Here is a 25,229-nt window from a genome sequence, read left to right on the forward strand (position 1 = left end):
GCCTCCTTGCCGTCCAGCGGGACGACGCTGGCCGTCGACCGCTCCCGCCATGATGCCTCAGGCCGACAGCCTCGCGTGCACCACGTCACCGGCCGCGTGGGTGCGGTCCCCGTGAGCGGTGCGTATGACGAGACGACCGGCCTCGTCGACCCGCACCGCCTCGCCCCGCTCCACCGCACCCGAGGGCAGGTGGATGGCGACCTGGCGCCCGAGCGTCGCGCACGCCGCGGCGTAGTCCGCCCGCAGCGCCGGCATCCGCGACGCCGTCGCCCACTGCCGGTGCCGGTGGGCCAGGGCGCGCAGCACGGCGACCACGACCTCCTCGCGTCCGACCTCGAGGCCGCACAGCGCGAGCGAGGTCGCCGTCTCGACGGGCAGCTGGTCGCGGGTCTGGTGCACGTTGATCCCCATCCCCAGCACGGCGACCCCATCCCCAGGACCAGGGGCCGGCGCCAGCTCGCACAGCACCCCGCACACCTTGCGGTCGCCGTCGGTGGCGACGAGCACGTCGTTGGGCCACTTGAGCACCGCCCCCGCCAGCCCGAGCCCGACGAGGGCGTCCCGCACGGCCAGGCCGGTGAGCAGGGGCAGCCACCCCGCGTCCGTCATACGAGCCGGTGGGACGGGCACGCAGGCCGACAGCGCGACGGCGGTGCCGGCCGGGGTCTCCCAGGACCGGGCGAGCCGACCGCGTCCGGCCTGCTGGTGGTCGGTGGTGAGCACGTGCCAGGGCCGGGGGTACGCCAGCAGCGCCGCGTTGGTGCTGGCGACGGCGTCGCGGACCTCCACATCGAGCCACGGGGACATGGCGTCCGTCACATGGCTGGTCAGAGCGCTTTGTCGCAGAGCGGAGGTCACGAGGCCAAGGCTATGGTGTCGCCATGGCTGACGCTCCGACGACGGACACCTTCGACCTGGCCACGACCGCAGGTCGGCTCGCCGACATGCACCACCGCAACGAGCAGGTCCTGCACGGGGCCTCCGAGAAGGCGGTCGAGAAGCAGCACGCCCGCGGCAAGCAGACCGCCCGGGAGCGCGTCGAGGCCTTCCTCGACGAGGGCTCGTTCGTCGAGCTGGACCAGTACGCCCGCCACCGCTCGACCTCCTTCGGGCAGGACAAGAACCGCCCCTACGGCGACGGCGTGATCACCGGCTACGGCACCGTCGACGGTCGTCAGGTGTGCGTGTTCGCCCAGGACTTCACGGTGTTCGGCGGGTCCCTCGGCGAGGTGTTCGGGGAGAAGATCGTCAAGGTCATGGACTTCGCCATGAAGATCGGCTGCCCGGTCGTCGGCCTCAACGACTCCGGCGGCGCGCGGATCCAGGAGGGTGTCGCCTCGCTGGGGATGTATGGCGAGATCTTCCGCCGCAACGTCCTCGCGTCCGGCGTCATCCCGCAGGTCTCGCTGATCATGGGGCCCTGCGCGGGCGGGGCGGTCTACTCCCCCGCCATCACGGACTTCACGGTCATGGTCGACCAGACGTCCCACATGTTCATCACCGGCCCGGACGTCATCAGGACCGTCACGGGCGAGAGCGTCGGCATGGAGGAGCTGGGCGGCGCGACGGCGCACAACTCCAAGTCCGGCTGCGCGCACTACATGGGCTCCGACGAGAACGACGCGATGGACTACGTCAAGGAGCTCCTGTCCTACCTGCCGAGCAACAACCACGAGGACCCGCCGGTCTTCGAGGCCGAGGTGGACCTCGAGATCAACGAGCTGGACGTCGCCCTGGACACGATCATCCCGGACTCGCCCAACATGCCCTACGACATGCACGAGGTCTTCACGGCGATCCTTGACGACCAGGCCTTCCTCGAGGTCCAGCCGATGTTCGCGCCCAACATCCTCACCGGCTTCGGGCGGGTCGAGGGGCGCAGCGTCGGCATCGTCGCCAACCAGCCGATGCAGTTCGCCGGGTGCCTGGACATCGACGCCTCCGAGAAGGCCGCGCGCTTCGTGCGCACCTGCGACGCGTTCAACGTGCCCGTGCTGACCTTCGTGGACGTGCCGGGCTTCCTGCCGGGCACCGACCAGGAGTGGAACGGCATCATCCGCCGCGGCGCCAAGCTCATCTACGCGTATGCCGAGGCCACCGTCCCGCTCGTCACCGTCATCACCCGCAAGGCCTACGGCGGCGCGTACGACGTCATGGGGTCCAAGCACCTCGGCGCCGACGTCAACATCGCCTGGCCCACCGCGCAGATCGCCGTGATGGGCGCTCAGGGTGCGGTCAACATCCTCTACCGCAAGGAGATCGCCGCGGCCGAGGCGGAGGGCCGCGACGTCGACGCGACGCGCGCGCAGTTCATCAAGGAGTACGAGGACCACCTCGCCAACCCCTACATCGCGGCCGAGCGCGGCTACATCGACGCGGTCATCGCCCCGCAGGAGACCCGCCGCAACGTCGTGCAGGCGCTGCGGGCCCTGCAGACCAAGCGCGAGAACCACCCGCCCAAGAAGCACGGGAACATCCCGCTGTGACCGCTCGCCGACGCAGGAGGGCCCGCCGATGACCGACGACGTGAAGACGGACGTGAAGACGGGCGGCATACCGACCCTGCTGTCCGTGACCAAGGGCAACCCGACCGACGAGGAGCTCGCGGCGCTGCTGCTCGTCGTGGCCGCTGCCGCGAGCGGGGAGCCGACCGCCGAGGAGCAGCCCACCGGCATCTGGGCCAGCCGGGCCCGCAACCTCGGCGTCTCGTCGCTCGGCGCCCGCCGCCGGTCCTCGTGGGGATGGCGATCGGCGCGCTGACGGGCCGGCTCTCGCCTCCTTGGGTAGCGTGCTCGAGGTGACCAGTGCCCAGGAGACCTCCCCCACCTCCCGCCGCAGTGCCGCCGACCGCAGTGCCGCCGACCGCAGTGCCGTGGACCGCATCGCCGACGAGTTCGTCCGCGAGACGCTCGAGCTCAGTCCGCTGACCGCGACCTACGTCGGCATCCCCGGTCACGACGACCAGATCGACGACTTCTCCCCCGACGGGCTGCGCGCCCAGTCCGAGCTGCGCCGCCGCACGCTCGCGGCGCTCGCCTCCGTCCAGCCCACGAGCGACACCGACCGGGTCACGGTGACCGCCATGACCGAGCGGCTCGGTCTCGCCGAGGAGATGTATGCCGCAGGCATCGTCGAGTCCTCGCTCAACGTCATCGCCTCCCCGCTGCAGGACATCCGCGCGGCCTTCGACCTGATGCCGACCGAGACGGTCGAGCACTGGGCGACGATCGCGCTGCGCATGGGCCGGATCCCGCTCGCCCTGGAGCAGTACCAGGAGTCCCTGCTGTCCGCCCGCGACAAGGGAACCGTGTCGGCGCGCCGCCAGGTCGAGGCGTGCATCCAGCAGTGCCGCGACCTGGTCGAGCCCGAGGGCTACTTCGCGGGCTTCCTCAAGGGCGCGCTCGCTCCCCACCGCGCCCTGCCGCCCGAGCTGCGCGAGCGCCTGACCCGCGAGGTGGGGGCGGCGGGCGACGCCTACGCCCGCATGGCGGAGTTCCTGCGCGTCGAGCTGCTCGACGAGGCGCCCGAGGAGGACGCCGTGGGCCGCGACCAGTACTCCCTGTGCTCGCGCTACTTCCTCGGTGCCGACGTCGACCTCGAGGAGACCTACCGCTGGGGCCAGGACGAGGTCGCCCGCATCACCGCGGCCATGCAGGACGTGGCCCAGCAGGTGCGCCCCGGCGCGACGGTGGCCGAGGCGATCGCGCTGCTCGACCAGGACCCCGCCTACCGCCTGGACGGCACGGACGCGCTGCGTCGCTGGATGCAGGACGAGGCCGACGCGGTCGTCCGGCTGCTCGACGGCGAGCACTTCGACATCCCCGCGCCCGTGCGCGAGATCGAGTGCTGCATCGCGCCGACGCAGACCGGCGGCATCTACTACACCGGCCCCTCCGACGACTTCACCCGCCCCGGCCGCATGTGGTGGTCGGTGCCCAAGGGCGTCACCGAGTTCACGACCTGGCGCGAGCTCACCACCGTCTACCACGAGGGCGTCCCCGGGCATCACCTCCAGGTCGCCCAGACCGTCCACAACCGCGAGCAGCTCAACACCTGGCGGCGCCAGTTCTCGTGGACCTCGGGCCACGGGGAGGGGTGGGCGCTGTATGCCGAGCGCCTCATGGCCGACTTCGGGCACATGGACGACCCGGGCAACCGCATGGGCTGGCTGGACGGGCAGTCGCTGCGCGCGGCCCGCGTGGTCATCGACATCGGCGTGCACTGCGGCTTCGAGGCGCCGGCCGAGGTCGGCGGCGGCGAGTGGACCTACGACAAGGCCTGGGCCTACCTGACGGCGCACGCCAACATGGAGGAGGCCGTGCTGCGGTTCGAGCTGGACCGCTACCTCGGCTGGCCGGGGCAGGCCCCGTCGTACAAGGTCGGCGAGCGGCTCTGGCTGCAGCTGCGCGACGAGGTGCAGCGGCGCGAGGGCGAGGCCTTCTCGCTCAAGGACTTCCACCGTCGGGCGCTCGACATCGGCGGGGTCGGCCTGGACACGCTGCGCACCGCCGTCCTCCACCCCTACCTCAGGTAGTCACGTTCGCCCGACCTCGCACGCCAGGCGGATGTGCCGACCCCAGGCGGATGTGCTGACCCCCGGCTGATCACCCGCCCCCGGTAAAGGCATCGACCGGCCTTCGTCCCCCAGGCTGATGCCTCGGCCCCCGGCGGGTCTGAACGCGGGCCGCGCCACCGCCCCGCCGGTGGGAGGATGTGCGCCGTGGAGATCCTCACGCTCGTGGTCGGCCTCGCGCTGACCGTCCTCGCCGTCACGACCCTGTCCAACCGCTGGGGCCTGTCGGCACCCCTGGTGCTCATCGTCGTGGGGCTGGTCGGCTCCTACCTGCCGTTCATCCACGAGCCGACCCTGTCCCCCGAGCTCGTGCTGGTGGGCATCCTGCCGCCCCTGCTCTACACCGCGGCGCACAACACCAGCCTGATGGACTTCCGCGACAACCTGTCCGCGATCGGCTGGCTGTCGATCGGACTCGTGCTGTTCACGGCTGCGGGGATCGGCCTGCTGGCGTGGGCGCTGCTGCCGCTGCCGTTCGCAGCGGCGTTCGCCCTGGGCGCCATCGTGGCCCCGCCCGATGCCGTGGCCGCGAGCGCCGTCGCCAAGCAGATCGGCCTGCCGAGACGGGTCGTCACCATCCTCGAGGGCGAGTCGCTGGTCAACGACGCGACGGCCCTGGTGTCGCTGCGCACGGCGACCGGTGCCCTGACCGCGGCGGTCACCGTCGGCGCGGTCCTGCTGGACTTCGCCAAGGCGGTGGTCATCGCGATCGTGGTCGGCGTGGTCGTGGCCAAGGCGGCGTCATACGTGCTCAAGCGCACCAGCGACCCCGTCGCCACCACGGCCCTGTCCTTCCTGCTGCCGTTCATCGCGTTCGCGCCGGCCGAGCACTTCCACGCGTCAGGCGTGCTGTCGGTCGTCGTCGCCGGTCTGCTCATCGGGCACGTGGCGCCCGTCGTCGAGACGGCGCAGTCCCGCGTCACCACCCGCATCAACTGGAAGACCATCACCTACCTCCTCGAGAACTCCGTCTTCCTCCTCGTCGGGCTGCAGACGCGCTCGATCGTCTCCGCCGCCTCGAGCTCTCCGCTCGGCTGGGGCCGCATCGTCGCCGCGTGCCTGCTCGTCCTGGTCGGGGTGATGGTGCTCCGCGTCGCGTGGATCATGGCGACGCGGTTCGTCGTGCGGGCGCGCGGCCGCGACGGCGTCACCCCCTGGCAGGAGTCGGCCCTCATCGCGTGGGCGGGCATGCGGGGCGTGGTCACCCTGGCCGCCGCGCTCACCCTGCCGCTCGCCACCCCGCACCGCCCAGTGCTCGTGCTCGTCGCGCTCGTCGTCACCGCCGGGACGCTCCTCATCCAGGGCCTCACCCTCCCCGTCCTCGCCCGCCGCCTGGACGTGCACGGCCCGGACCCCCGCGAGGACGCGCTGCAGGAGGCGACCGTCTATGCCCGCGCGGTCGAGGCCGGGCGCCGCGCCATGGACGCCGAGGCCGGCCCCGACGACGCCGCCACCATCGCCACCCTCCGCGACCAGGCCGAGCGCCGCGTCAACGCCATCTGGGAGCGGCTCGGCCGCCCCGACGAGCGCAAGGAGACCCCGAGCCAGACCTACCGCCGGCTCCGCACCGCCGCCATCCGGGCCGAGCGCGAGGAGGTCCTGCGGGTGCGCAGCGAGGGCGAGGTCGAGTCCGAGGTGATCTCGGCGGTCCTGGCGTCGCTGGACTTCGAGGAGACCTCGCTGATCCGGGTCGAGCAGCGCGCCCGTCGGCTGCGGGCTCTCTCCCCCGCCCTGCCCGACGCGCCCTGTCAGCACCTGGCGGAGGCGCCGACCTTCGTCGAGCCGCGCACCCACGGCGAGTGCATCGGCTGCCTCGCCGAGGGCACCACGCCCGTGCACATGAGACTGTGCCTGACCTGCGGGTATGTCGGCTGCTGCGACTCCTCCGAGGGGCGGCACGCGACGCGGCACCACGAGGCGACCGGTCACCCGACCATGCGGTCCTTCGAGCCGGGCGAGTCCTGGCGCTGGTGCTTCGTCGACGGCCTGCTCGCCTCCGGCGACTGACCTACCTCAGGTCGTCACACTCGCCCGGGTTGGCACGCCAGGCGGCTGTGACTACCTCAGGTAGGTTCGCGGCATGGGCCCCACCCCGACACCCACCCTGGTCCTGCTGCACGGCACCCGCATGAACGCCGGCTTCTGGCGCGACTACCCCGCGCTGCTGCCCGGCGTCCGCGTCGTCACCCCGGACCTCCCCGGCCACGGCTCCCGCGGCGCCGAGGACTTCACGTGGGAGGGCGCCGTCGCGACGGTCGAGCAGGCCCTGCCCGCTGACGGCCCGGTCGTCCTCGCCGGCCACAGCCTGGGGGGTTATGTCGCGATGTCGTATGCCGCCGCGCAGCCTCACCGCCTCGCGGGCCTCGGGCTCGTCGGGGCCACCGGTGTGCCGGCCGGTGCGGGCGCGGCCGTCTACCGCGGCTTCGCCCGGCTCGTGCCCGTGGTTGGGTCGGCGCGGATGGCCCATGTCGCCAACGGCGTCATGCGCCGACTCGCTGGCGGTCGCGACATCAGCCAGGTCACCGACGACGGGCAGGGCTACGCGGCGATGCCCGCGGCCTGGTCGGCGGTGATGGCGCAGTGCGGTCCCCACCTGCTGGGCGGGCTCGACATACCCGTCCTGCTCCTCAACGGAGGGCTGGACCAGATGCGGCTCGGGGTGCGGGCCTATGCCGCCGCCTGCCCCGCCGCGCAGGTGGTGACGGTGCCGCGGGCGACGCACTTCCTGCCGCTGACGCACCCCGAGGCGTGCGCGACGCACCTGCGGGGGCTGCTCGACCGCGCCACGCAGACCTACCGGGGGTAGAGGCATCAGCCTGGCGGACGACGGCCGGTCGATGCCTCTGCCCCCGGTAGGGTCGCGCCATGGTCGTCCAGCTCGTCCTCGCCTCCGCCTCCCCCGCCCGCCTCGCCACCCTGCGCTCGGCCGGCCTGGCTCCACGCGTCCAGGTCTCGAGCGTCGACGAGCCCGCCACGATCGCCGCGCTGGAGGCCGACGGCGCCCGCCTTGGCCCGGCCGAGCACGCCCTCGCCCTGGCCCGTGCCAAGCGTGACGACGTCGCGGACTCCCTTGTCGCAGAGACCGGCTCGACGACGACCCCCACGCTGGTCCTCGGGTGCGACTCGGTCCTGGAGTTCGGCGGCGAGGTGCACGGCAAGCCCGAGACGTCGTCCGTCGCGGTCGAGCGGTGGCGGCGGATGCGTGGTGGCGAGGGCGTCCTGCACTCCGGCCACGCCATCACCGACCTCGCCACCGGCCGCCAGGTCTCGCGCACGGCGTCGACCGTCGTGCACTTCGCCGACCTCTCGGACGCCGAGATCGACGCCTACGTCGCGACCGGCGAGCCCCTCTGGGTCGCAGGCGGATTCACCGTCGACGGTCTCGGCGGCGCGTTCGTGACCGGCATCGAGGGCGACTACCACAACGTGGTCGGCGTCTCCCTGCCGCTGCTGCGCGAGCTCCTGCTCGAGCTCGGCATCGGCTGGTGGGACCTCGAGCGAGCCGTATGACGCCCCACCCGCCCACCGCATCACCAACGGGTGGAGAGCACCACCGATGACGGTGGCCTTCTCCACCCGTCGCCACCCTCACCGGTCGGGTGACGCCGGCGCCGGCCACGCGCCGCGTCCAGCGACGCGGAGTGACCGGCGTCAGACCGGCGAGATCCCCGTGTGCCGCTCGGTGAAGTGGCGCGACCGACCCCCGGCGTAGCTCAACCGGTGGATGATGGTGTCCCGCAAGGCTTCCGGCTCGACGATGTCGTCGATGACGAGGTCGGCGGCGAGGCGCTCGAGGTCGATGTCCTTCTCGTACTCCGCCCGCTTCTCGGCGACGAACGCGTCCCGCTCCGGCCCCTCGGGGATCTCGGCGATCTTGTTGGCGTACACCGCGTTCACGGCCGCCTCGGGACCCATGACCCCGATGCGCGCCGTGGGCAGCGCGATCGTCGCGTCCGGCGCGAAGCCCGGGCCCCCCATCGCGTACAGCCCGGCGCCATACGCCTTGCGCACCACGACGCACAGCTGCGGCACGGTCGCCGCCGACACGGCATAGACCATCTTGGCGCCGTGCCGGATGATGCCGCCGCGCTCGACCTCGGAGCCGATCATGAAGCCCGGCACGTCGGCGAGGTAGACCAGGGGGATCGAGTAGGCGTCGCACGTCGTGATGAATCGCGTTGCCTTGTCGGCGGAGTCGCTGAACAGCACGCCACCCTTGACGGCGGAGTTGTTGGCCACGAAGCCCACGGTCTGCCCGGCCATCCGGCCGTAGCCCACGATGAGCTCCGCGGCGAAGGTCGGCTTGACCTCGAAGAACTGCTCGTCGTCGACGAGCCGGTCGATGACCTCGTGCATGTCGAACGGCACGGACTCGACCTCCGGGATGTCCTCCCGGGTCAGGGCCGCGGTTGGCTCCTCCACGGAGAAGTGCGGCGTCGGCTGCCGCCACGACAGCGGCATGTAGGAGAAGTATTCCTTGGCCAGGTCGATGGCCTCCGCGTCGTCGCCCGCGAGCAGGTCGCCGACCCCCGAGACGGTGCAGTGCATCCGGGCGCCGCCGAGGTCCTCCAGCGAAACCTTCTCCCCCACGACCATCTCGGCCATGCGGGGCGACCCGAGATACATCGAGGCGTTGCCGTCGACCATGATCACGATGTCGGTGAAGCTGGGGATGTAGGCCCCGCCGGCCGCGGACGGGCCGAACAGGCAACAGATCTGGGGCACCTTGCCCGACAGCGCGACCTGGTTGTGAAAGATCCGTCCGGCCCCGCGCCGCCCCGGGAACATCTCGACCTGGTCGGTGATGCGCGCCCCCGCCGAGTCCACGAACCAGAAGACCGGCAGCTCCTCGCGCAGCGCGCTCTCGGTGGCTCGCACGATCTTCTCGACGGTCCGCGCGCCCCACGAACCCGCTTTGACGGTGGGGTCGTTCGCGACGACGATCGCCGGTCGCCCGTCCACGAGACCGCGGCCGGTGACGACGCCGTCGGCCGGCAGCCCGGTCGCCATCGCGTTGGCGTAGCGCCCGTCCTCGACAAAGCTCCCCTCGTCGAACAGCAACGAGATCCGTTCGCGGACATAGAGCTTGCCCTGGGAGGCGAGCTTGGCGGCGGCCTTGTCGGGTGGTGTGGCCGAGGCCTCGAGCGCCGCCTCGAGCCGCTCCCGGACGTCGGCGACCTTCGGATCCGGTTGGTGGGCCATCAGATTCCCTTCGGGGGTCGTATGTCGGGCGCGCCGGGGTCAGGCGGTGGGGAGGCCCAGGCCGCGGCCGATCAGCATGCGCTGCACCTCGGAGGTGCCCTCGCCGATCTCGAGGATCTTGGAGTCACGATAGAAGCGCGCGACGGGATACTCCTCCATGAAGCCGTTGCCGCCGAAGATCTGGGTCGCCATGCGGGTCGAGGTCACGGCCGCCTCGGAGGTGTAGAGCTTGGCGATCGAGGCGGCCTGCTTGACCTCGGCGAGGCTGCGCCGCCCGGCGTCCATCTCGTCCTTGAGCCACGCGGCCTTGTAGGTGAGCAGGCGGGCGTTCTCGAGCATCACGGCCAGGTCGGCGATCTGGAAGGACACGCCCTGGTTGACGGCGATGGGCCGCCCGAAGGCGAGGCGGCTCGTGGAGTAGGCGATGCACTCCTCGAGCATGCGGGCGATGCAGCCGACGGCGAGGGCGGCGATGGCGATGCGGCCGTCGTCGAGCGTGGCGAGGAACTGCCCGAAGCCCTTGCCGCGCGCGCCCAGCAGGTTGCTCTCGGGGACGCGGACGTCGCTGAAGGACAGGCCGTGGGTGTCCGAGATGTTCCACCCGAGCTTGTGATAAGGCGGCGCGACCTCGAATCCCGGTGTGCCGGAGGGGATCATGATGGCGCTGATCTCGGGCTTGCCGTCCTCGCGGGTGCCGGTGCGCGCGGTGGCGGTGACGACCGAGGTGATCTCGGTGCCCGAGTTGGTGATGAAGGACTTGGCGCCGTTCACGACCCACTCGCCGCCCTCGAGGACGGCTCGCGTCTTGGTGCCGCCGGCGTCGGAGCCCGCGTCGGGCTCGGTGAGCCCGAACCCCGCGAGGGTGCGCCCGGCGGCCAGGTCGGGCAGCCAGCGCTCCTTCTGCTCCTGGCTGCCGAAGGTCAGGATCGGGTTGATGCCGAGGCCGACGCCCGCCTCGAGGGTGATGCCCATGGACTGGTCGACGCGGCCGAGCTCCTCGATCGCGACGCACAGATAGGTGAACTCGCCGCCCTCGCCGTCCGCCGACTTGTGGCCGCCGAACTCCTCGGGGACGACCAGGCCGAACAGCCCGAGCTCCCCCATCTTGGGGATCAGGTGGGCCGGGAAGTGGTGCTCGCGGTCCCACTCGGCGACGTGCGGCGCGATCTCGCCCTCGGCGAAGTCGCGCACGGTGCGGCGGAAGTCCTCGTGGTCCTGGCTGAGCTCGTACACGGGTGGGGCCTTTCGACGACGGTGGCGATCGGGGGATGGGTGGGAGAGCGGCTGAGGGATGACGGGCGGTGACGGCATACGGACAGATGCTTGACGTTGACGTAAACGTAAAGCACGATGGCGCCCATGGCAACCCCCGAGGAGTGGACGATCGCTCAGGTCGCCGACGACTTCGGCGTGACCCACCGCACGATCCGGCACTACGAGGATTTGGGGCTGCTCGCGCCGGAGCGCCGCGGCACGCAGCGCGTCTATCGCCGCCGCGACCGCACCCGCCTCTCCCTGATCCTGCGCGGCAAGCGCCTCGGCTTCCCGCTGGAGGAGATCAGGACCATCGTCAACATGTATGACGAGGCGCAGGGCCCTACCTCACAGCTGCGCTACGTCCTCGAGCAGATCGACGACCGGCGGACCGACCTCGAGCGACGGCTCGCCGACCTGCAGGAGTCGATGCGCGAGCTGGACGCCTTCGAGCGCCGGTGCCGCGAGGAGCTGGGTCGCCGCGTCACCTGACACCCGTTCGGCCTATCGACGGTACTTTGAGTAATGGTTTGACCGTTCCATTCGGTATCCTGCGACAGAACGTGGCCGACCGAAGGACGCGCATGCACCAGCACCTAAGCGCTCGCTCCGCCCTGGGATCCACCGTCCTGCTACTCGCGCTGACGGCCGGCAGCACGTCGCCCGTGTTCGCGTCGCCCGCGCCAGTGGCCCCGGCCACGTCTCTCCCGGCGGCTCCCTCGCCGAACAGCGACGTCGTCGCCCCGGCCCCGACGCCCACCCGTTCCACCACGCCCGCGGTCCCCGCGAGCCAGCCCGCCCCGCGGACGCCGGCGCCCACCACCCCTGCCGCACCACCGGCGCCCCCCTCGGAGCAGGTCGCCCCGGTCACAGCGCCGTCCGCCACGCCCGTCCCGACCACCGCCGCCCCGACCACCCCGGTCGCTGCCGCACCCGCCCTCCCGCCCGCCGACGCCGCCCTGCAGCCGGCCCGGCCCGCGGGGGCCACCCCCGTCACCATCGTCCTGCCGGGCACCGGCGAGCGCCGGACCGTGCTGGCCCTCCCCTACTCCCTCGACCGGGACCACGACGGCGTCCGCGAGTCCACCGCCCTGGTCATGGAGCCCGACCTGCAGGTGCCCACGAGCTCCAGCGTCACCCTCGGCGTCGAGCAGGAGTGGTCCAGCGACTCCTCCACCCGCGCCGTGCCCGACCCGGCCGAGTGGGACCGCATCCGTGCCCGGGTCGCCGGGATCGCCCGCGCCGTCGCGGACCAGCCGACCCGCGTCGCGCTCGCGCAGCGGGCCGGCCTCGACGCCACCGCCGGCACGCCCGCCGAGGTGGACCAGCTCGTGCTGCAGGCCGCCCAGCTGGCCGTGTGGCAGCTCTCCTCCGGCGTCACCGTCGCCCCTGAGGTGCCGTATGCCGGGGACGCCCGCCACGCCGCCACCCTCGGCGCCCTAACCTCCCGCCTCGTCCAGGACGCGTCGCTGACCCCGTCCGGCGCCGTCGACGTCTATCGCATCCAGGCGCCCACCGCGAGCGCCGCCCCCGGAGCCGCCCTGCGCATCACCGGTGGCCGCAGCATCGTGGCGGCGGGGGCGACCGCCGCCACCCCCGCCCTCGTCGTGGCCCGGCCGACCGCCGCCGCCCGGCCCAGGATTGGGCAGGCCGCCCCGGCGCCGGCCGCCAAGGCTCCCGCGCAGCCGAGGTCGGCGTCCAGGCCGGGGACGGTCACGGGGCCCCTCGCCAAGGCCCCGGTCAAGGCCCCGTCCAAGGACCCGGCCAAGGCTCCCTCAGCGCTCACCCGGATCCCCGCCGCCGACACCAGCTCCTGCACGGCGCTCGGCCGCACCGATGTCTCCCGCCTCGACGCGGACTACCGCCCAGCGCTCGACCGCGACAACGACGGGATCGCCTGCGAGAGCAGCGGGGCCGACGGCGCGGTCAACCTCGGCGGCAACCGGGTCGCCACCGCCCCGCAGACCACCAACCAGGTGACGGTCACGCCTGGAGGCCCGACGACGAGCACGAGCACGAGCACGACCACCACCACCCAGAGCTGTGACGAGCTGCGCGCCGCCGGACAGTCGAGCATCCCCGCGGGGAGCCCGCTCTACCGCGGCGACCTCGACCGCGACGGTGACGGTGTCGCCTGCGAGCCCTACGAGGGACCCCGCGGCTCCGGCGCCCTCGCCCAGACGGGCTTCGAGGCGCCGCAGCTGTCCGCGCTGGCGTTCGGCACCATCGGGCTCGGGGCGCTGCTGGTGCGCCTCGGCCGCCGCCGCGCGCGCGCCTGACACCCCGCGAACGGGTCTGTCAGACATCACTGGCACAGTGTGGCCATGGACAACGACGTCTGCCACGAGCCGCAGTTCCGCACCGTCATCGAGCCGTTCCGCATCCACAGCGTGGAGCCGCTCCGCATGACGACCGCCGCCCAGCGCCGCACCAAGGCCGCCGAGGCGCACTACAACCTCTTCCAGCTGCACGCCGAGGACGTGCTGATCGACCTGCTCACCGACTCCGGGACCGGCGCCATGAGCCGCGACCAGTGGGCCGCCATCCAGCACGGCGACGAGTCCTACGCGGGCTCGCCGTCCTACTACCTGTTCCGTGACGCGGTGAGGCACCTCTTCCCCTACGAGCACGTCATCCCCACCCACCAGGGACGTGCCGCGGAAAAGATCCTCTTCGGCGTCCTCGGCGGCCCCGGCAAGGTCGTGCCGAGCAACACCCACTTCGACACCACCCGCGCCAACATCGAGTTCACCGGCGCCGAGGCCGTCGACCTGGTCATCCCCGAGGGCCACGACCCCTCGCTGGTCCACCCGTTCAAGGGCAACCTGGACGTCGACCGGCTCGAGGCCCTGCTCACCGAGCGGGGCGACGACGTGCCGGTCGTCATGCTCACCGTCACCAACAACTCCGGTGGCGGGCAACCGGTCTCGCTCGACAACATCCGCGCCGTGTCCGAGATCGCGCACCGCCACGGCAAGCCGCTGTTCCTCGACGCCTGCCGGTTCGCCGAGAACGCCTGGTTCATCAAGGAGCGCGAGCCCGGCCAGGCCGACCGGGACGTCGTCAGCATCATCCAGGACATGGCGGCCTGCGCCGACGGCATGACCATGTCCGCCAAGAAGGACCCGATGGGCAACATCGGCGGCTGGCTGGCGCTGCAGGACGACGAGCTCGCCGCCGCCTGCCGCAACCTGCTGATCCTCACCGAGGGCTTCCCGACCTACGGCGGGCTGGCCGGGCGCGACCTCGAGGCCCTGGCGCAGGGGCTCAAGGAGACCGTGAGCCACGACTACCTGCGCTACCGCATCCGCTCCACGGCCTACCTCGCCGACGCCCTGGAGCACGCGGGCATCCCGTGCATCAAGCCGGCCGGCGGCCACGCCGTCTACATCGACGCCAAGGCGATGCTCCCCCACATCGACCCGCTTCACTTCCCCGGGCAGGCGCTGAGCGTCGCGCTCTACGAGACCGGCGGGGTGCGGGCGTGCGAGATCGGGTCCGTCATGTTCGCGCGCCAGCCCGACGGCTCCGAGAAGCCCGCCGCCATGGAGCTGGTCCGCCTCGCCATCCCCCGCCGCACCTACACCCAGAGCCACATCGACTACGTCATCGAGGTGTGCGAGCAGGTCAAGGCCCGCGCCGGGGACCTGCCGGGCTACCGCATCGTCGAAGAGCCGCCGGCCCTGCGGCACTTCACCGCGAGGTTCGCGCCCATGACCTGATCGTGACCTGGGTCGTGCCCGATTCGTCACCTTTGGGCGGGCACAATGCACCGTATGCCGTCCCGCCAGCCTCACGCCCGCGCCGCCGCCACGGGGGCAGCTGCTGCCCCCAGGCGCACCCGGTCGGCTGCGATGACGGCGTCGAAGCTGTCGAGAGCGTCGGCGATCTCGAGGGCGTCGGCGATCTCGGCCCTGTCGGCGGTGACGCTGCTGGTCGCCGGGTGCTCCGACGCCACTCGCACGACCAGCACCACCGTCACGTCAGCGGTGCAGGCCACCGCCTCGGGAGCCGTCGCGCGGGCGACTCCGGGGATCCAGCCAGGCTCGGAGAGCGGGGCGGGCACCGCCGGCACGGGCACTGCCGGCACGGGCGCTGCGGGGGCGGGTGACGGACGACTGCTCCTGGTCCTGGACTCCTCCGGGTCCATGGCCGAGCGTGACGCCCGGGGCCGCACCCGCATGCAGGGCGCCCAGGACGCGCTGCGCTCCCTCGTCGACGAGCTGCCGGACGGCGCGCAGGTCGGTCTGCGCGTCTACGGATCGCGGGTCAAGGTCGCCGGCAAGGCGGCGCCCGGGTCGAGGGCGTGCACCGACAGCCGCCTCGTGACACCGGTCGGTCCGCTGGACCGCCGTGGGCTCAAGACCGCGATCGACGCGTTCGCCCCGCACGGCGACACCCCGATCGGCTACACCCTGCAGCAGGTCGCCGGCGATCTCGGCACCACCGGTCGGCGCAGCGTCGTGCTGGTCTCGGACGGCGAGGAGTCCTGCTCCGCCGACCCGTGCGCGGTGGCCAAGACCCTCGCCGGCCAGGGCATCGACCTGCACGTGCACACCGTCGGCCTCGAGGTCTCGGCCCCCGCGCGCAGCCAGCTGCGGTGCGTGGCGGACGCCACCGGCGGCACCTACCACGACGCCACGAGCGACGACCTCACCAAGATCGTCTCCGACACCGTGGGCTCGGCCCGGGCCGCGAGCACCGGCTGGTCCGCGCCGGGCACCGGCTGGTGGAGCCGCAGCGGGCTCGCAGGTCTCGGCGGCGAGACCAACCCCGGCGCCGTCGGCGCCACCATCCTGGTGCTGCTCCTGCTGTGGCTGCTCACGCGGGGCAGCGGTCGCCAGCGCGGGAGCCAGGGCCGGGGCTGAGCCCCGCTCGACCCCTCCCGCGTCGCGCCCACCCAGTCGGCATACAGGCTGATCGGCGTGCATCACCACCACGGCGCCCTCGTCGTGGCACCATGCTGGGCATGACCGCACTGCACACCGCTGCCCTGGCCGCCGCGCCGCTCTCGGCCTCGCGCGACGTCGCCGTCGCCGTCCTCCTGGTCCTGCTGCTGATCTGGCTGCTCGGCAAGTGAGCTGACCCCACCTCGGACACAGATCGGGGACCCTCGTGCCGGCATCCCCGGCACTCAGGTCCCCGATCTGTGTCCCTGTCTGTGTCCCTGTCGGTGTGGACGGGGCTCGACCGTCAGTCGGTGACGGCGCCCACGGCGAACTCGTCGGGGTCGGGCCCGGTCCGCATGCCGCGGTCGAGGTCGCCGATGCGCTCCATCTGGTCCTGCGTGAGCTCGATCCCGAGGGAGCCGAAGTTCTCCTCGATGCGCGACGGCGTCACCGACTTGGGGATGACGACCGACCCGAGCTGCAGGTGCCACCGCAGGATCACCTGGGCGGGCGTCGCCCCGACCTCGTCGGCGATCGCGCGGATCGTCTCGTCCGCCATGACCTGCTTGCCGGAGGCGAGCGGGCTCCAGTCCTCGGTGACGATCCCCGCCTCGGCGTCGTGGGCGCGCAGCTCGCGCTGCTGGAGGTAGGGGTGCAGCTCGATCTGGTTGACCGCCGGCGCCACGCCGGTCTCGTCGACGAGACGCTGCAGGTGCGGGACGTGGAAGTTGCAGACCCCGACGGAGCGCACGCGCCCGGAGTCGCGCAGCTCCAGCAGGGCCTTCCACGTCTCGACGTAGGCGTCGGCCGACGGTACGGGCCAGTGGATGAGGTAGAGGTCCAGGACGTCCAGGCCGAGCTTGTCCATCGAGGTGTCGAACGCCCGCAGCGTCCGGTCGCGGCCGTGCGCGTCGTTCCACAGCTTGGTGGTGACGAAGACCTCGTCGCGCGCCACGTCGGACTCGGCGAGCGCCTGACCGACGCCTTCCTCGTTGCCGTAGGCCGCGGCCGTGTCGAGGTGGCGGTAGCCGGTGGCCAGGGCGTGCTTGACCGCGTCCACGACCTGGTCCTCGGGCACCTGCCACACCCCGAAGCCGAGCTGCGGGATGGCGTGGCCGTCGTTGAGCATGATCTGGGGGGCTGTGCTCTGCGTCATACGGCCAGCCTATGACGTGAGCCCCACCCGGCCGGACGTCGCACGCCACCTGCCGTCTGACGCAGATCACACCCCCGTCGGCAAGCCCGCGGGGGTGGGCCGCAGTAGAGTCCGAGCCATGGCGTCCATCACCAAAGTCCTGATCGCTAACCGCGGCGAGATCGCCGTCCGCGTGGCCCGAGCCTGCAAGGACGCAGGCATCGGCTCCGTGGCCGTCTACGCCGAGCCCGACCGAGATGCGCTGCACGTCAAGGTCGCCGACGAGGCCTACGCCCTCGGTGGCTCCACGCCCGGCGAGTCCTACCTCGTGCAGGACAAGCTGCTCGAGATCGCCAAGGAGTCCGGCGCCGACGCCGTGCACCCGGGCTACGGATTCCTCTCGGAGAACGCCGACTTCGCCCAGGCCGTCATCGACGCCGGGCTGATCTGGATCGGCCCGCCGCCCGCCGCGATCGACGGCCTCGGCGACAAGGTCAAGGCCCGGCACATCGCGACCAAGGCCGACGCGCCGCTGGTGCCGGGCACCAAGGAGCCGGTCGGCGGCGCCGACGAGGTCGTGGCCTTCGCGCAGGAGCACGGTCTCCCCGTGGCCATCAAGGCCGCGTATGGCGGTGGCGGGCGCGGCCTCAAGGTCGCCCGCACCATGGAGGAGATCCCCGAGCTGTTCGACTCCGCGGTGCGCGAGGCGGTCACGGCGTTCGGGCGCGGCGAGTGCTTCGTGGAGCGCTTCCTGGACAAGCCGCGGCACGTCGAGACCCAGTGCCTGGCCGACCAGCACGGCAACGTCGTCGTGGTGTCGACGCGCGACTGCTCCCTGCAGCGCCGCAACCAGAAGCTCGTCGAGGAGGCCCCCGCGCCGTTCCTCAGCGACGAGCAGAACGCCGAGCTGGTCCGCGCCTCCAAGGCGATCCTCCAGGAGGCCGGTTACTACGGCGCCGGGACCTGCGAGTTCCTCGTGGGCCAGGACGGCGTCATCTCCTTCCTCGAGGTCAACACCCGCCTGCAGGTGGAGCACCCGGTGTCCGAGGAGGTCACCGGCATCGACCTGGTCCGCGAGATGTTCCGCATCGCCGAGGGCCAGGAGCTGGGCTACGACGACCCGCAGGTCCACGCCCACTCCATCGAGTTCCGCCTCAACGGCGAGGACGCGGGCCGCAACTTCCTGCCCGCGCCGGGCACCGTCGCCGTCTTCGAGCCGCCGGCCGGGCCGGGCGTCCGCCTGGACACCGGCATCGTCGAGGGCGACGTCATCGGCGGCAACTTCGACTCCATGCTGGCCAAGCTCATCGTCACGGGACGCACGCGGCAGCAGGCGGTGGAGCGGGCGCGGCGGGCCCTGGACGAGTTCGTCATCGACGGCATGCCGACCGTGCTTCCCTTCCACCGCAAGGTGGTTCGCGACGAGGCCTTCGCCCCCTCCGACCCGGACGCCGCGTTCACGGTGCACACCCGCTGGATCGAGACGGAGTTCGACAACGACATCGAGCCGTTCGGCGGCGCGGGGGCCGAGGCGCCCGAGGCCGAGGAGCGTCAGAAGGTCGTCGTCGAGGTCGGCGGCAAGCGCCTCGAGGTGTCCCTGCCCGGCACCCTGTCGCTCGGCGGCGGGGGTGGCGGGGGTGGCGCCAAGAAGAAGGCCCCGCGTCGCGCCTCCGGTGGTCGCGGTGGCGGCGCGGCCGCGTCCGGCGACTCCCTCACCGCGCCGATGCAGGGCACGATCGTCAAGATCGCGGTCGAGGAGGGCCAGGAGGTGCAGGCCGGCGAGCTCGTGCTGGTGCTCGAGGCCATGAAGATGGAGCAGCCCATCAACGCCCACAAGGCGGGCACGATCGCCGGCATCTCCGCCGCGGTCGGCGAGACCGTCTCCAACGGCGCCGTCCTCATGGAGATCAAGGACCCCGCCTGACCTACCGCGGGTAAAGGCATCGACCGGCCTTCGTTCGCCAGGTCGATGCCTTTACCCCCGGCGGGTTCGAGTCCGCGGGCGCGTCCGGCGGGATACGTCCCCGGGCCAGCTGTCGGCGGCGGAGCATGCGGCGGGCCCGTCGGCATACGAGCCCCGAGAGGTCGTATGCCGACAGGCCCGCTGTCTCGTGCGGTGGGGCTCAGCCCGCCAGCGCCGCCACGACGGCCTTGTTGAAGGCCGGGATGTCGTCGGGGTTGCGGGACGTGATGAGGTTGTCGCTGGTGACGACCTCCTCGTCGACCCACTCGCCACCGGCGTTGCGGATGTCGGTCTGCAGGCTCGGCCAGGACGTCAGGCGCTTGCCGCGGACGACGTCGGCCTCCACGAGGGTCCACGGGGCGTGGCAGATCGCGGCGACCGGCTTGCCCGACCCGACGAACTCCTTGATGAACGCGACGGCGTCCTCGTCCATGCGCAGCGCGTCGGGGTTGGCGACGCCGCCGGGGAGCACGAGGGCGGCGTAGTCACCGACCGACGCGTCGGCCACGACGACGTCGACGGCCTGCTTGTCGGCCTTGTCGAGGTGGTCGAACGTCTGGACCTCGCCCGGCTCGAGGCTGAGCAGGACCGGCTCGTGGCCCGCGTCCTTGACGGCCTGCCAGGGGTCGGTGAGCTCCACGCGCTCGATGCCCTCGCCGGCGACGAGGAATGCGACCTTGGACATGCTGCCTCCTTGGGGATCGGAAAGGGGACGTGATGTGTCCCTTCGTGCTCACCTACCCGAGGCGGGGCGGCTGAAGACGTGGGGCCCGTCGGGAACCCTCCCGCGCCTAGACTCGCTGAGCATCACGACACCGCCGTCGGCGGTACGGACGAGGAGGCACCGTGAAGTTCAACGACATCGTCAGCAAGGCGGGCCAGGCGGCCAGCCAGGCTGCGGGCAAGGCCAAGCAGTACATCGACGAGAACCCGGACAAGGTGTCGGGGGGCCTGGACAAGGTCGGCCACGCCGTCGACAAGGGGACCAAGGGTCGGTTCAGCCGCCAGATCCAGCAGGGCCGTGACCTGGCCAAGGACAAGCTGGTGCACGGCAAGCCCGGGACTCCCCCGGTCGGTCAGCCCGGCACGGGCACGACCGGAGCGGGCACCACGGGCACGAGCGCGAGCAGCACGGCGGGTCAGCCGGCAGGTCAGCCCGCCGGCGAGACCGACCCCACGGTCCGCCCGACGACCGGCGAGACCTTCGACACGACCACGGTCCGTCCCGACGAGGGCACCACGGGCCGCGCGCCCGGCCAGATCGGCTGACGGAGCGCACCTACCCCCGGTAGAGGCATCAGCCTGGCGAACGACGGCCGGTCGATGCCTCTGCCGGGGGTAGGTCTGTGCTCTGGCGTGCCAACCCGGGCGGATGTTCCTACCTCAGGTCGTCACATCGGCCTGGCGTGCCAACCCGGGGGGATGTGCCTACCTGAGGTAGGTCACTCGCTGGTGTGCAGGCGGCGTGCCGCCTCGGCCAGGGAGCCGCTCATCGAGGGGTACACCGTGATGGTCTGCGCCATCTGGTCGACGGTGAGGCGGTTCTCGACGGCCAGCGCCACGGGAAAGATCAGCTCCGACGCCTTGGGCGCCACGACCACGCCGCCCATGACCAGCCCGGACACCTTGCGGGCATAGAGCTTGATGAACCCGTCGGTGAAGCGGTCCATCTTGGCGCGCGCGTTGGTGGCCAGCGGCATCATCACCTCGCGCACGTCCAGGTGCTGCTCGGCGACCTGCTCCGCCGTCACGCCGACCGTGGCGATCTCGGGGTCGGTGAAGATCGTGGCCGAGACGCCGGTGAGGTTGATCGGCTGCACGGCGTCGCCCAGCGCGTGCCACATCGCGGTGCGCCCCTGCATGGCGGCGACCGACGCGAGCGGCAGGGCCGAGGTGCAGTCGCCGGCGGCATAGATGCCGTTGACCGAGGTGCGGGAGACGCGGTCGACCTCGATGTGCCCGGAGTCGGCGAGCTGCACGCCGGCCGCCTCCAGCCCGAGGCCATCGGTGGCGGGCACCGACCCGACGGCCATGATGCAGTGCGAGCCCTCGACGGTGCGGCCGTCGGTGAGGGTGGCGACGACGCGGTCGCCGACCCGCTCGACGGACGCCGCGCGGGAGCGGTCGAGGACAGTCATGCCACGACGGCGGAAGACGTCCTCGATGACGCGCGCCGCGTCGGGGTCCTCCCCCGGCAGGACGCGGTCGCGCGACGAGATGAGCGTGACCTTGCTGTCCAGCGCGAGATAGGCGTGCGCGAGCTCGGCCCCCGTCACGCCGGAGCCCACCACGATCAGGTGCTCGGGGATGTCGGGCAGGTCCCAGATCTGCTTCCAGGTGAGGATGCGCTCGCCGTCGGGCACGGCCGTCGGCAGCACCCGCGGCGTGGCCCCGGTCGCCACCAGGATGACGTCGGCGTCGAGCTCCTGCTCCCCCGAGCCGTCTGCTGGCGTGGCGACGACGCGCCCCGGCGCCGCGATGCGGCCGACGCCGCGCAGGATCGTGATGCCCTCGCTGACCAGGCGGGCCTCGATGTCCTCGCTCTGCTTGCGGGCGAGGGCGAGGATGCGGGCGTTGACGGCCGGCAGGTCGGCGACGGTGACGTCGTCGCCCTCGAGGTCGGACTCCCGCTGGGTCCGCGGGTCCTGGTAGTGCACGCCCAGCGCCCGCGAGTCCTCCATGCGCGTCATGAAGCTCGCGGTCGAGATCAGCGCCTTGCTGGGCACGCAGTCCGACAGGACCGCCGCGCCGCCGAGCCCGTCGCGGTCGACGACGGTGACCGTCGCTCCGAGCTGGGCGGCGACGAGGGCGGCCTCGTAGCCACCGGGCCCTCCACCGAGGATGACGACTGACTGGTTGCGTTCGATCACGGGCTCCATCCAACCATCCCCGGTGGGCGGGGGCTCACCGGACGAGCGGACGCCGTATGCCGAACCGTGGGCCCGTCCACCCCACCCGTAGGCTGTCCGCCATGAGCGACACCCACGTGGACCTGAACGACCCCGACGTCGACCCCTTCGAGGTGGCGAGGGCAGCCGCGACCGTCATCGCCGAGCGCACCGGCGTCGAGCGGCACGACGTCGCGCTGGTGCTCGGCTCCGGGTGGGGCGGGGCGGCCGACCTGATCGGCGAGACCCTCACGGTCATCGACAACGCCGACGTGCCGGGCTTCTCGCGCGCCGCGGTCGTGGGCCACAGCGGCACGATCCGCTCGGTCTCGCTGGGCGACACGGACCGCCGGGCCCTGGTCTACGGCACCCGCACTCACTTCTACGAGGGCAAGGGCGTGCGCGCGGTCGTCCACGGCGTCCGCACCGCCGCCGCGGCCGGGTGCCGTCAGGTCGTCCTGACCAACGGCTGCGGTGGCCTGCGCCCCGAGTGGCCCGCCGGCACACCGGTACTCATCAGCGACCACCTCAACCTGACGGCCGCCTCGCCGCTGGAGGGTGCGACCTTCGTGGACCTCACCGACCTCTACAGCTCCCGCCTGCGCGGCATCGCGCGCGAGGTGGACGCGAGCCTCGACGAGGGCGTCTACGTGCAGTTCCGCGGGCCGCACTACGAGACGCCGGCCGAGGTCCGCATGGCCCGCACCCTCGGTGGCGACCTCGTCGGCATGTCCACCACCCTCGAGGCCATCGCCGCCCGCCACGCCGGCCTGGAGATCCTCGGCATCTCCCTGGTCACCAACCCCGCCGCCGGCACCAGCGACCAGGCCCTGTCGCACCAGGAGGTCATCGAGGCCGGTCAGGCCGCGGCCGCCCGCTGCGGTCGCCTGCTCGCCGACGTCGTCACCCGCATCGCCACCGAGGACTGAGCCGTATGACGAACCCGCCCCGCTCGACCAGCACCGACTCGTCCGGCGACTCCCCCGTCGCAGGCTCCCTCACCCCCGACGCTGCCACCGGCGAGCTCCTCGCGGCGGCCCGCGCCTGGCGCGACGACGACCCCGACACCGCCACCCGGGCCGAGCTCGACGCGCTGATCACCGCCGTCGAGGCCGGCGGGGACACGGGCGAGGCTTCCCGTGCCGACCTCGCCGACCGGTTCGCCGGGATGCTGGAGTTCGGGACCGCCGGCCTGCGCGGAGCGCTCGGCGCGGGCCCGCGCCGCATGAACCGCGCCGTCGTCATCCGGGCGGCGGCGGGGCTCACGGCATACCTGCAGGCCGAGGGCGGGCGCCCCGACCCGGCCGTGGTGATCGGCTTCGACGCCCGGCACAACAGCGACGTCTTCGCGCGCGACACGGCGGCCGTCGTCGAGGCCGCGGGCGGCTCGGCCATGGTGCTGCCCCGGCCGCTGCCGACGCCGGTGCTGGCGTTCGCGATCCGGCACCTCGGCGCGGACGCCGGCGTCATGGTCACGGCCAGCCACAACCCGCCGCAGGACAACGGCTACAAGGTCTATCTCGGCGACGGCTCGCAGATCGTGCCGCCGGTCGACGCGCAGATCGCCGCGCACATCGCCGCGGTCCCGTCGGTCGCGTCCGTCCCGATGGCCGACGACGGCTGGGACACCCTCGGGGACGAGCTGCTGGACGCGTATGTCGAGCGCGCCGCCGCCGTCGTCGCGCCCGACGCTCCGCGCGAGGTCGCCGTCGTCCACACGGCCCTGCACGGGGTGGGGTCGGAGACGGTGCGGCTGGCCTTCGAGCGCGCGGGTTTCCCTGCGCCGCAGGTCGTCTCGAGCCAGGAGCAGCCGGACCCGGACTTCCCGACCGTGTCCTTCCCCAACCCCGAGGAGCCAGGCGCGATCGACGCGGCCCTCGCGCTCGCGACCGAGGTGCGCCCCGACGTGGTCGTCGCCAACGACCCCGACGCCGACCGCTGCGCCGCCGCCGTGGACGACCACGGCACCTGGCGGATGCTGCGCGGCGACGAGCTCGGGACCCTGCTCGGGCACGCGATGATCGAGCGGCTCTCCGCCCGCCCGGACGGCGACCGCCGCGTCCTGGCCAGCTCCATCGTGTCCTCCCGCCTGCTCGGCGCCATGGCCCGCGCGGCCGGGCTCGAGCACCGCGAGACGCTCACCGGCTTCAAGTGGATCGCCCGCGTGCCGGGGCTGGCCTACGGCTACGAGGAGGCGCTCGGCTACTGCGTCGACCCCGACTCCGTGCAGGACAAGGACGGCGTCTCGGCCGCCCTGCTCGTGGTCGAGCTCGTCGCCCGGCTGAGGGCGCAGGGGCGCACCCTGCTCGACGTGCTCGACGACCTCGCGGTCGCCCACGGCGTGCACGCGACCGACGCGCTGTCGGTGCGCGTCAGCGACCTCGCCCTCATGCCCGCCCTCATGGAGCGTCTGCGCGGCAACCCGCCGCAGGCCGTCGCGGGGTCCCGCGTCGACCGGCTCGACGACCTGGCCGCCGGGTCCGCCGACCTGCCGCCGACCGACGGGCTGCGGTTCTCGCTCGCCGACGGCAGCCGGATCATCGTGCGCCCGTCCGGCACCGAGCCCAAGGTCAAGGTCTATCTCGAGGCGATCGAATCCGTCGACGGCGCAGGCGATCTCGCCCGCGCCCGCGCCACCGCGTCCGAGCGGCTGGCGGCCATCAAGGCCGACATGGCCGCCCTCACCGCGCTGTGAGCGAGCACCCCGCGCGCGTCATCGTCGCCTGCGGGCCCAGCGGCGCCGGCAAGTCCCGCCTCGCCGACCGGCTGCGGCACGAGCTGGGCTGGCCGACCCTGCGGCTCGACGACTTCTATCTCGACGGGGACGACCCGCGCCTGCCGATGGGCGACCTGGGCATCCCCGACTGGGACGACCCCGCCAGCTGGGACGCCGACGCGGCCCTGACGGCGCTCGAGACGCTGGTCCGGACCGGGGAGGTCGACGTGCCGGGCTATGACATCTCCCGGTCCCGCCGCGTCGAGGGCGTCCGCATCACCCTGCCCCCGGGCGCGTTCGTCGTGGCGGAGGGCATCTTCGCCGCCGAGCTCACGGCTGCGCTGCGCGAGCGCGGGCTGCTCGCCCAGGCGTGGTGCGTGCGCCGGACGCCGTGGGTGACCTTTGCCCTGCGCCTCGCCCGCGACCTCAAGGAGCGCCGCAAGCCGCCCGTCACCCTCGTGCGTCGCGGACTGGCGCTGCGCCGTGCCGAACCCGCCATCGTCGAGCACCAGGTCGCCCTCGGCGCCACGCCGATCACGCCTGGGGAAGCCTGGCGACGCGCCGCCGACCTGCGCTGATAGCGTGGCCGCGAGCACGGGTGGGGACGCT

Annotated in this window: 22 protein-coding genes; 15 read left to right on the plus strand and 7 right to left on the minus strand. The window is 72.6% G+C overall.

The window, feature by feature from the left end; all coding sequences use genetic code 11:
• Positions 1-57: 57 nt before the first annotated feature.
• Positions 58-858, minus strand: coding sequence for a biotin--[acetyl-CoA-carboxylase] ligase (locus B4K29_RS05100; protein ID WP_286966551.1), 801 nt, complete (start codon positions 856-858; stop codon positions 58-60).
• A 23-nt stretch (positions 859-881) separates the two neighbouring features.
• Here B4K29_RS05100 and B4K29_RS05105 point away from each other — a divergent pair, with 23 nt between their 5' ends.
• The 6 genes from B4K29_RS05105 (at position 882) to B4K29_RS05130 (ending at position 8,083) form a co-directional block, all read left to right on the plus strand.
• Positions 882-2,486, plus strand: a complete 1,605-nt coding sequence (locus B4K29_RS05105; protein ID WP_286959051.1) for an acyl-CoA carboxylase subunit beta — start codon at positions 882-884, stop codon at positions 2,484-2,486.
• Positions 2,487-2,514: 28 nt separating this feature from the next.
• Positions 2,515-2,760, plus strand: a complete 246-nt coding sequence (locus B4K29_RS05110; protein ID WP_019287280.1) for an acyl-CoA carboxylase epsilon subunit — start codon at positions 2,515-2,517, stop codon at positions 2,758-2,760.
• 37 nt (positions 2,761-2,797) lie between these two features.
• Complete coding sequence (locus B4K29_RS05115) at positions 2,798-4,534, plus strand: DUF885 domain-containing protein (protein ID WP_376786852.1); 1,737 nt, start codon at positions 2,798-2,800, stop codon at positions 4,532-4,534.
• Between the two features lie 186 nt (positions 4,535-4,720).
• On the plus strand, positions 4,721-6,580 hold the full coding sequence (locus B4K29_RS05120; protein ID WP_286966552.1) for a Na+/H+ antiporter: 1,860 nt from the start codon (positions 4,721-4,723) through the stop codon (positions 6,578-6,580).
• Positions 6,581-6,653: 73 nt separating this feature from the next.
• Positions 6,654-7,379 carry an alpha/beta fold hydrolase gene (locus tag B4K29_RS05125; protein ID WP_286966553.1) on the plus strand — a complete coding sequence of 242 codons (726 nt, stop codon included), beginning with the start codon at positions 6,654-6,656 and terminating at the stop codon, positions 7,377-7,379.
• A gap of 59 nt (positions 7,380-7,438) precedes the next feature.
• Positions 7,439-8,083: a Maf family protein gene (locus B4K29_RS05130; protein ID WP_286959052.1), complete on the plus strand. Its 645-nt coding sequence runs from the start codon at positions 7,439-7,441 to the stop codon at positions 8,081-8,083.
• A 141-nt stretch (positions 8,084-8,224) separates the two neighbouring features.
• Here B4K29_RS05130 and B4K29_RS05135 read toward each other — a convergent pair whose 3' ends face one another.
• Together B4K29_RS05135 and B4K29_RS05140 are read right to left on the minus strand one after the other, a co-directional pair.
• The gene (locus B4K29_RS05135) at positions 8,225-9,775 is read right to left on the minus strand and encodes an acyl-CoA carboxylase subunit beta (RefSeq protein WP_034251834.1); all 1,551 of its coding nucleotides are present in this window, start codon (positions 9,773-9,775) and stop codon (positions 8,225-8,227) included.
• Between the two features lie 39 nt (positions 9,776-9,814).
• A complete protein-coding gene (locus B4K29_RS05140) occupies positions 9,815-11,008 on the minus strand; it encodes an acyl-CoA dehydrogenase family protein (RefSeq protein WP_019287271.1) in 1,194 nt (397 codons plus the stop codon).
• Between the two features lie 126 nt (positions 11,009-11,134).
• On the opposite strand from B4K29_RS05140, the gene B4K29_RS05145 reads away from it, so the two are divergent.
• The 3 genes from B4K29_RS05145 to B4K29_RS05155 all read left to right on the plus strand — a co-directional run bounded on the left by B4K29_RS05145 (position 11,135) and on the right by B4K29_RS05155 (position 14,751).
• Positions 11,135-11,521: a MerR family transcriptional regulator gene (locus tag B4K29_RS05145; RefSeq protein WP_286966554.1), complete on the plus strand. Its 387-nt coding sequence runs from the start codon at positions 11,135-11,137 to the stop codon at positions 11,519-11,521.
• A gap of 92 nt (positions 11,522-11,613) precedes the next feature.
• Positions 11,614-13,308, plus strand: a complete 1,695-nt coding sequence (locus B4K29_RS05150; protein WP_286966555.1) for an excalibur calcium-binding domain-containing protein — start codon at positions 11,614-11,616, stop codon at positions 13,306-13,308.
• Between the two features lie 45 nt (positions 13,309-13,353).
• Positions 13,354-14,751 (plus strand): tryptophanase, encoded by a 1,398-nt coding sequence (locus B4K29_RS05155; RefSeq protein WP_029210736.1) that lies wholly within the window; start codon positions 13,354-13,356, stop codon positions 14,749-14,751.
• A gap of 71 nt (positions 14,752-14,822) precedes the next feature.
• Here B4K29_RS05155 and B4K29_RS05160 read toward each other — a convergent pair whose 3' ends face one another.
• On the minus strand, positions 14,823-15,002 hold the full coding sequence (locus B4K29_RS05160; protein ID WP_286966556.1) for a hypothetical protein: 180 nt from the start codon (positions 15,000-15,002) through the stop codon (positions 14,823-14,825).
• A 16-nt stretch (positions 15,003-15,018) separates the two neighbouring features.
• Between B4K29_RS05160 and B4K29_RS05165 the strand changes: the two genes are divergently transcribed.
• Positions 15,019-15,897: a vWA domain-containing protein gene (locus tag B4K29_RS05165; protein WP_286966557.1), complete on the plus strand. Its 879-nt coding sequence runs from the start codon at positions 15,019-15,021 to the stop codon at positions 15,895-15,897.
• 325 nt (positions 15,898-16,222) lie between these two features.
• On the opposite strand, the gene B4K29_RS05170 is transcribed toward B4K29_RS05165, so the two are convergent.
• On the minus strand, positions 16,223-17,074 hold the full coding sequence (locus tag B4K29_RS05170) for an aldo/keto reductase (protein ID WP_239265745.1): 852 nt from the start codon (positions 17,072-17,074) through the stop codon (positions 16,223-16,225).
• Between the two features lie 118 nt (positions 17,075-17,192).
• Here B4K29_RS05170 and B4K29_RS05175 point away from each other — a divergent pair, with 118 nt between their 5' ends.
• Positions 17,193-18,977 carry an acetyl/propionyl/methylcrotonyl-CoA carboxylase subunit alpha gene (locus B4K29_RS05175; protein ID WP_239265743.1) on the plus strand — a complete coding sequence of 595 codons (1,785 nt, stop codon included), beginning with the start codon at positions 17,193-17,195 and terminating at the stop codon, positions 18,975-18,977.
• 199 nt (positions 18,978-19,176) lie between these two features.
• Here the strand turns inward: B4K29_RS05175 and B4K29_RS05180 are convergent, their stop codons facing one another.
• Positions 19,177-19,701: a type 1 glutamine amidotransferase domain-containing protein gene (locus tag B4K29_RS05180; RefSeq protein ID WP_029210740.1), complete on the minus strand. Its 525-nt coding sequence runs from the start codon at positions 19,699-19,701 to the stop codon at positions 19,177-19,179.
• A 161-nt stretch (positions 19,702-19,862) separates the two neighbouring features.
• On the opposite strand from B4K29_RS05180, the gene B4K29_RS05185 reads away from it, so the two are divergent.
• The gene (locus B4K29_RS05185) at positions 19,863-20,285 is read left to right on the plus strand and encodes an antitoxin (RefSeq protein WP_286955676.1); all 423 of its coding nucleotides are present in this window, start codon (positions 19,863-19,865) and stop codon (positions 20,283-20,285) included.
• Between the two features lie 173 nt (positions 20,286-20,458).
• Here the strand turns inward: B4K29_RS05185 and B4K29_RS05190 are convergent, their stop codons facing one another.
• Positions 20,459-21,895, minus strand: a complete 1,437-nt coding sequence (locus B4K29_RS05190) for an NAD(P)H-quinone dehydrogenase (RefSeq protein ID WP_286955675.1) — start codon at positions 21,893-21,895, stop codon at positions 20,459-20,461.
• A gap of 92 nt (positions 21,896-21,987) precedes the next feature.
• Between B4K29_RS05190 and B4K29_RS05195 the strand changes: the two genes are divergently transcribed.
• The 3 genes from B4K29_RS05195 to B4K29_RS05205 are packed head-to-tail and all read left to right on the plus strand — an operon-like array spanning position 21,988 to position 25,198.
• Complete coding sequence (locus tag B4K29_RS05195) at positions 21,988-22,833, plus strand: purine-nucleoside phosphorylase (RefSeq protein ID WP_286959056.1); 846 nt, start codon at positions 21,988-21,990, stop codon at positions 22,831-22,833.
• A 5-nt stretch (positions 22,834-22,838) separates the two neighbouring features.
• Positions 22,839-24,599, plus strand: a complete 1,761-nt coding sequence (locus B4K29_RS05200; protein ID WP_286959057.1) for a phospho-sugar mutase — start codon at positions 22,839-22,841, stop codon at positions 24,597-24,599.
• Entirely contained in the window at positions 24,596-25,198 is a 603-nt protein-coding gene (locus B4K29_RS05205) for a uridine kinase family protein (RefSeq protein WP_239265732.1), read from the plus strand. Before B4K29_RS05200 ends, B4K29_RS05205 begins: the two co-directional genes overlap by 4 nt.
• The last annotated feature ends 31 nt before the right edge of the window (positions 25,199-25,229 follow it).

The sequence above is a fragment of the Arsenicicoccus sp. UBA6765 genome (assembly GCF_002453335.1).
GTDB classification, from domain to species: domain Bacteria; phylum Actinomycetota; class Actinomycetes; order Actinomycetales; family Dermatophilaceae; genus Arsenicicoccus; species Arsenicicoccus bolidensis.

What these genes read in the sequence shown, in the direction of transcription:
- B4K29_RS05105 (WP_286959051.1), top strand. Translation starts at nt 882, where the DNA reads ATGGCTGACGCTCCGACGACGGACACCTTCGACCTGGCCACGACCGCA.
- B4K29_RS05110 (WP_019287280.1), top strand. Translation starts at nt 2,515, where the DNA reads ATGACCGACGACGTGAAGACGGACGTGAAGACGGGCGGCATACCGACC.
- B4K29_RS05125 (WP_286966553.1), top strand. Translation starts at nt 6,654, where the DNA reads ATGGGCCCCACCCCGACACCCACCCTGGTCCTGCTGCACGGCACCCGC.
- B4K29_RS05130 (WP_286959052.1), top strand. Translation starts at nt 7,439, where the DNA reads ATGGTCGTCCAGCTCGTCCTCGCCTCCGCCTCCCCCGCCCGCCTCGCC.
- B4K29_RS05135 (WP_034251834.1), bottom strand. Translation starts at nt 9,775, where the DNA reads ATGGCCCACCAACCGGATCCGAAGGTCGCCGACGTCCGGGAGCGGCTC.
- B4K29_RS05145 (WP_286966554.1), top strand. Translation starts at nt 11,135, where the DNA reads ATGGCAACCCCCGAGGAGTGGACGATCGCTCAGGTCGCCGACGACTTC.
- B4K29_RS05150 (WP_286966555.1), top strand. Translation starts at nt 11,614, where the DNA reads ATGCACCAGCACCTAAGCGCTCGCTCCGCCCTGGGATCCACCGTCCTG.
- B4K29_RS05155 (WP_029210736.1), top strand. Translation starts at nt 13,354, where the DNA reads ATGGACAACGACGTCTGCCACGAGCCGCAGTTCCGCACCGTCATCGAG.
- B4K29_RS05170 (WP_239265745.1), bottom strand. Translation starts at nt 17,074, where the DNA reads ATGACGCAGAGCACAGCCCCCCAGATCATGCTCAACGACGGCCACGCC.
- B4K29_RS05175 (WP_239265743.1), top strand. Translation starts at nt 17,193, where the DNA reads ATGGCGTCCATCACCAAAGTCCTGATCGCTAACCGCGGCGAGATCGCC.
- B4K29_RS05180 (WP_029210740.1), bottom strand. Translation starts at nt 19,701, where the DNA reads ATGTCCAAGGTCGCATTCCTCGTCGCCGGCGAGGGCATCGAGCGCGTG.
- B4K29_RS05190 (WP_286955675.1), bottom strand. Translation starts at nt 21,895, where the DNA reads ATGGAGCCCGTGATCGAACGCAACCAGTCAGTCGTCATCCTCGGTGGA.
- B4K29_RS05195 (WP_286959056.1), top strand. Translation starts at nt 21,988, where the DNA reads ATGAGCGACACCCACGTGGACCTGAACGACCCCGACGTCGACCCCTTC.
- B4K29_RS05200 (WP_286959057.1), top strand. Translation starts at nt 22,839, where the DNA reads ATGACGAACCCGCCCCGCTCGACCAGCACCGACTCGTCCGGCGACTCC.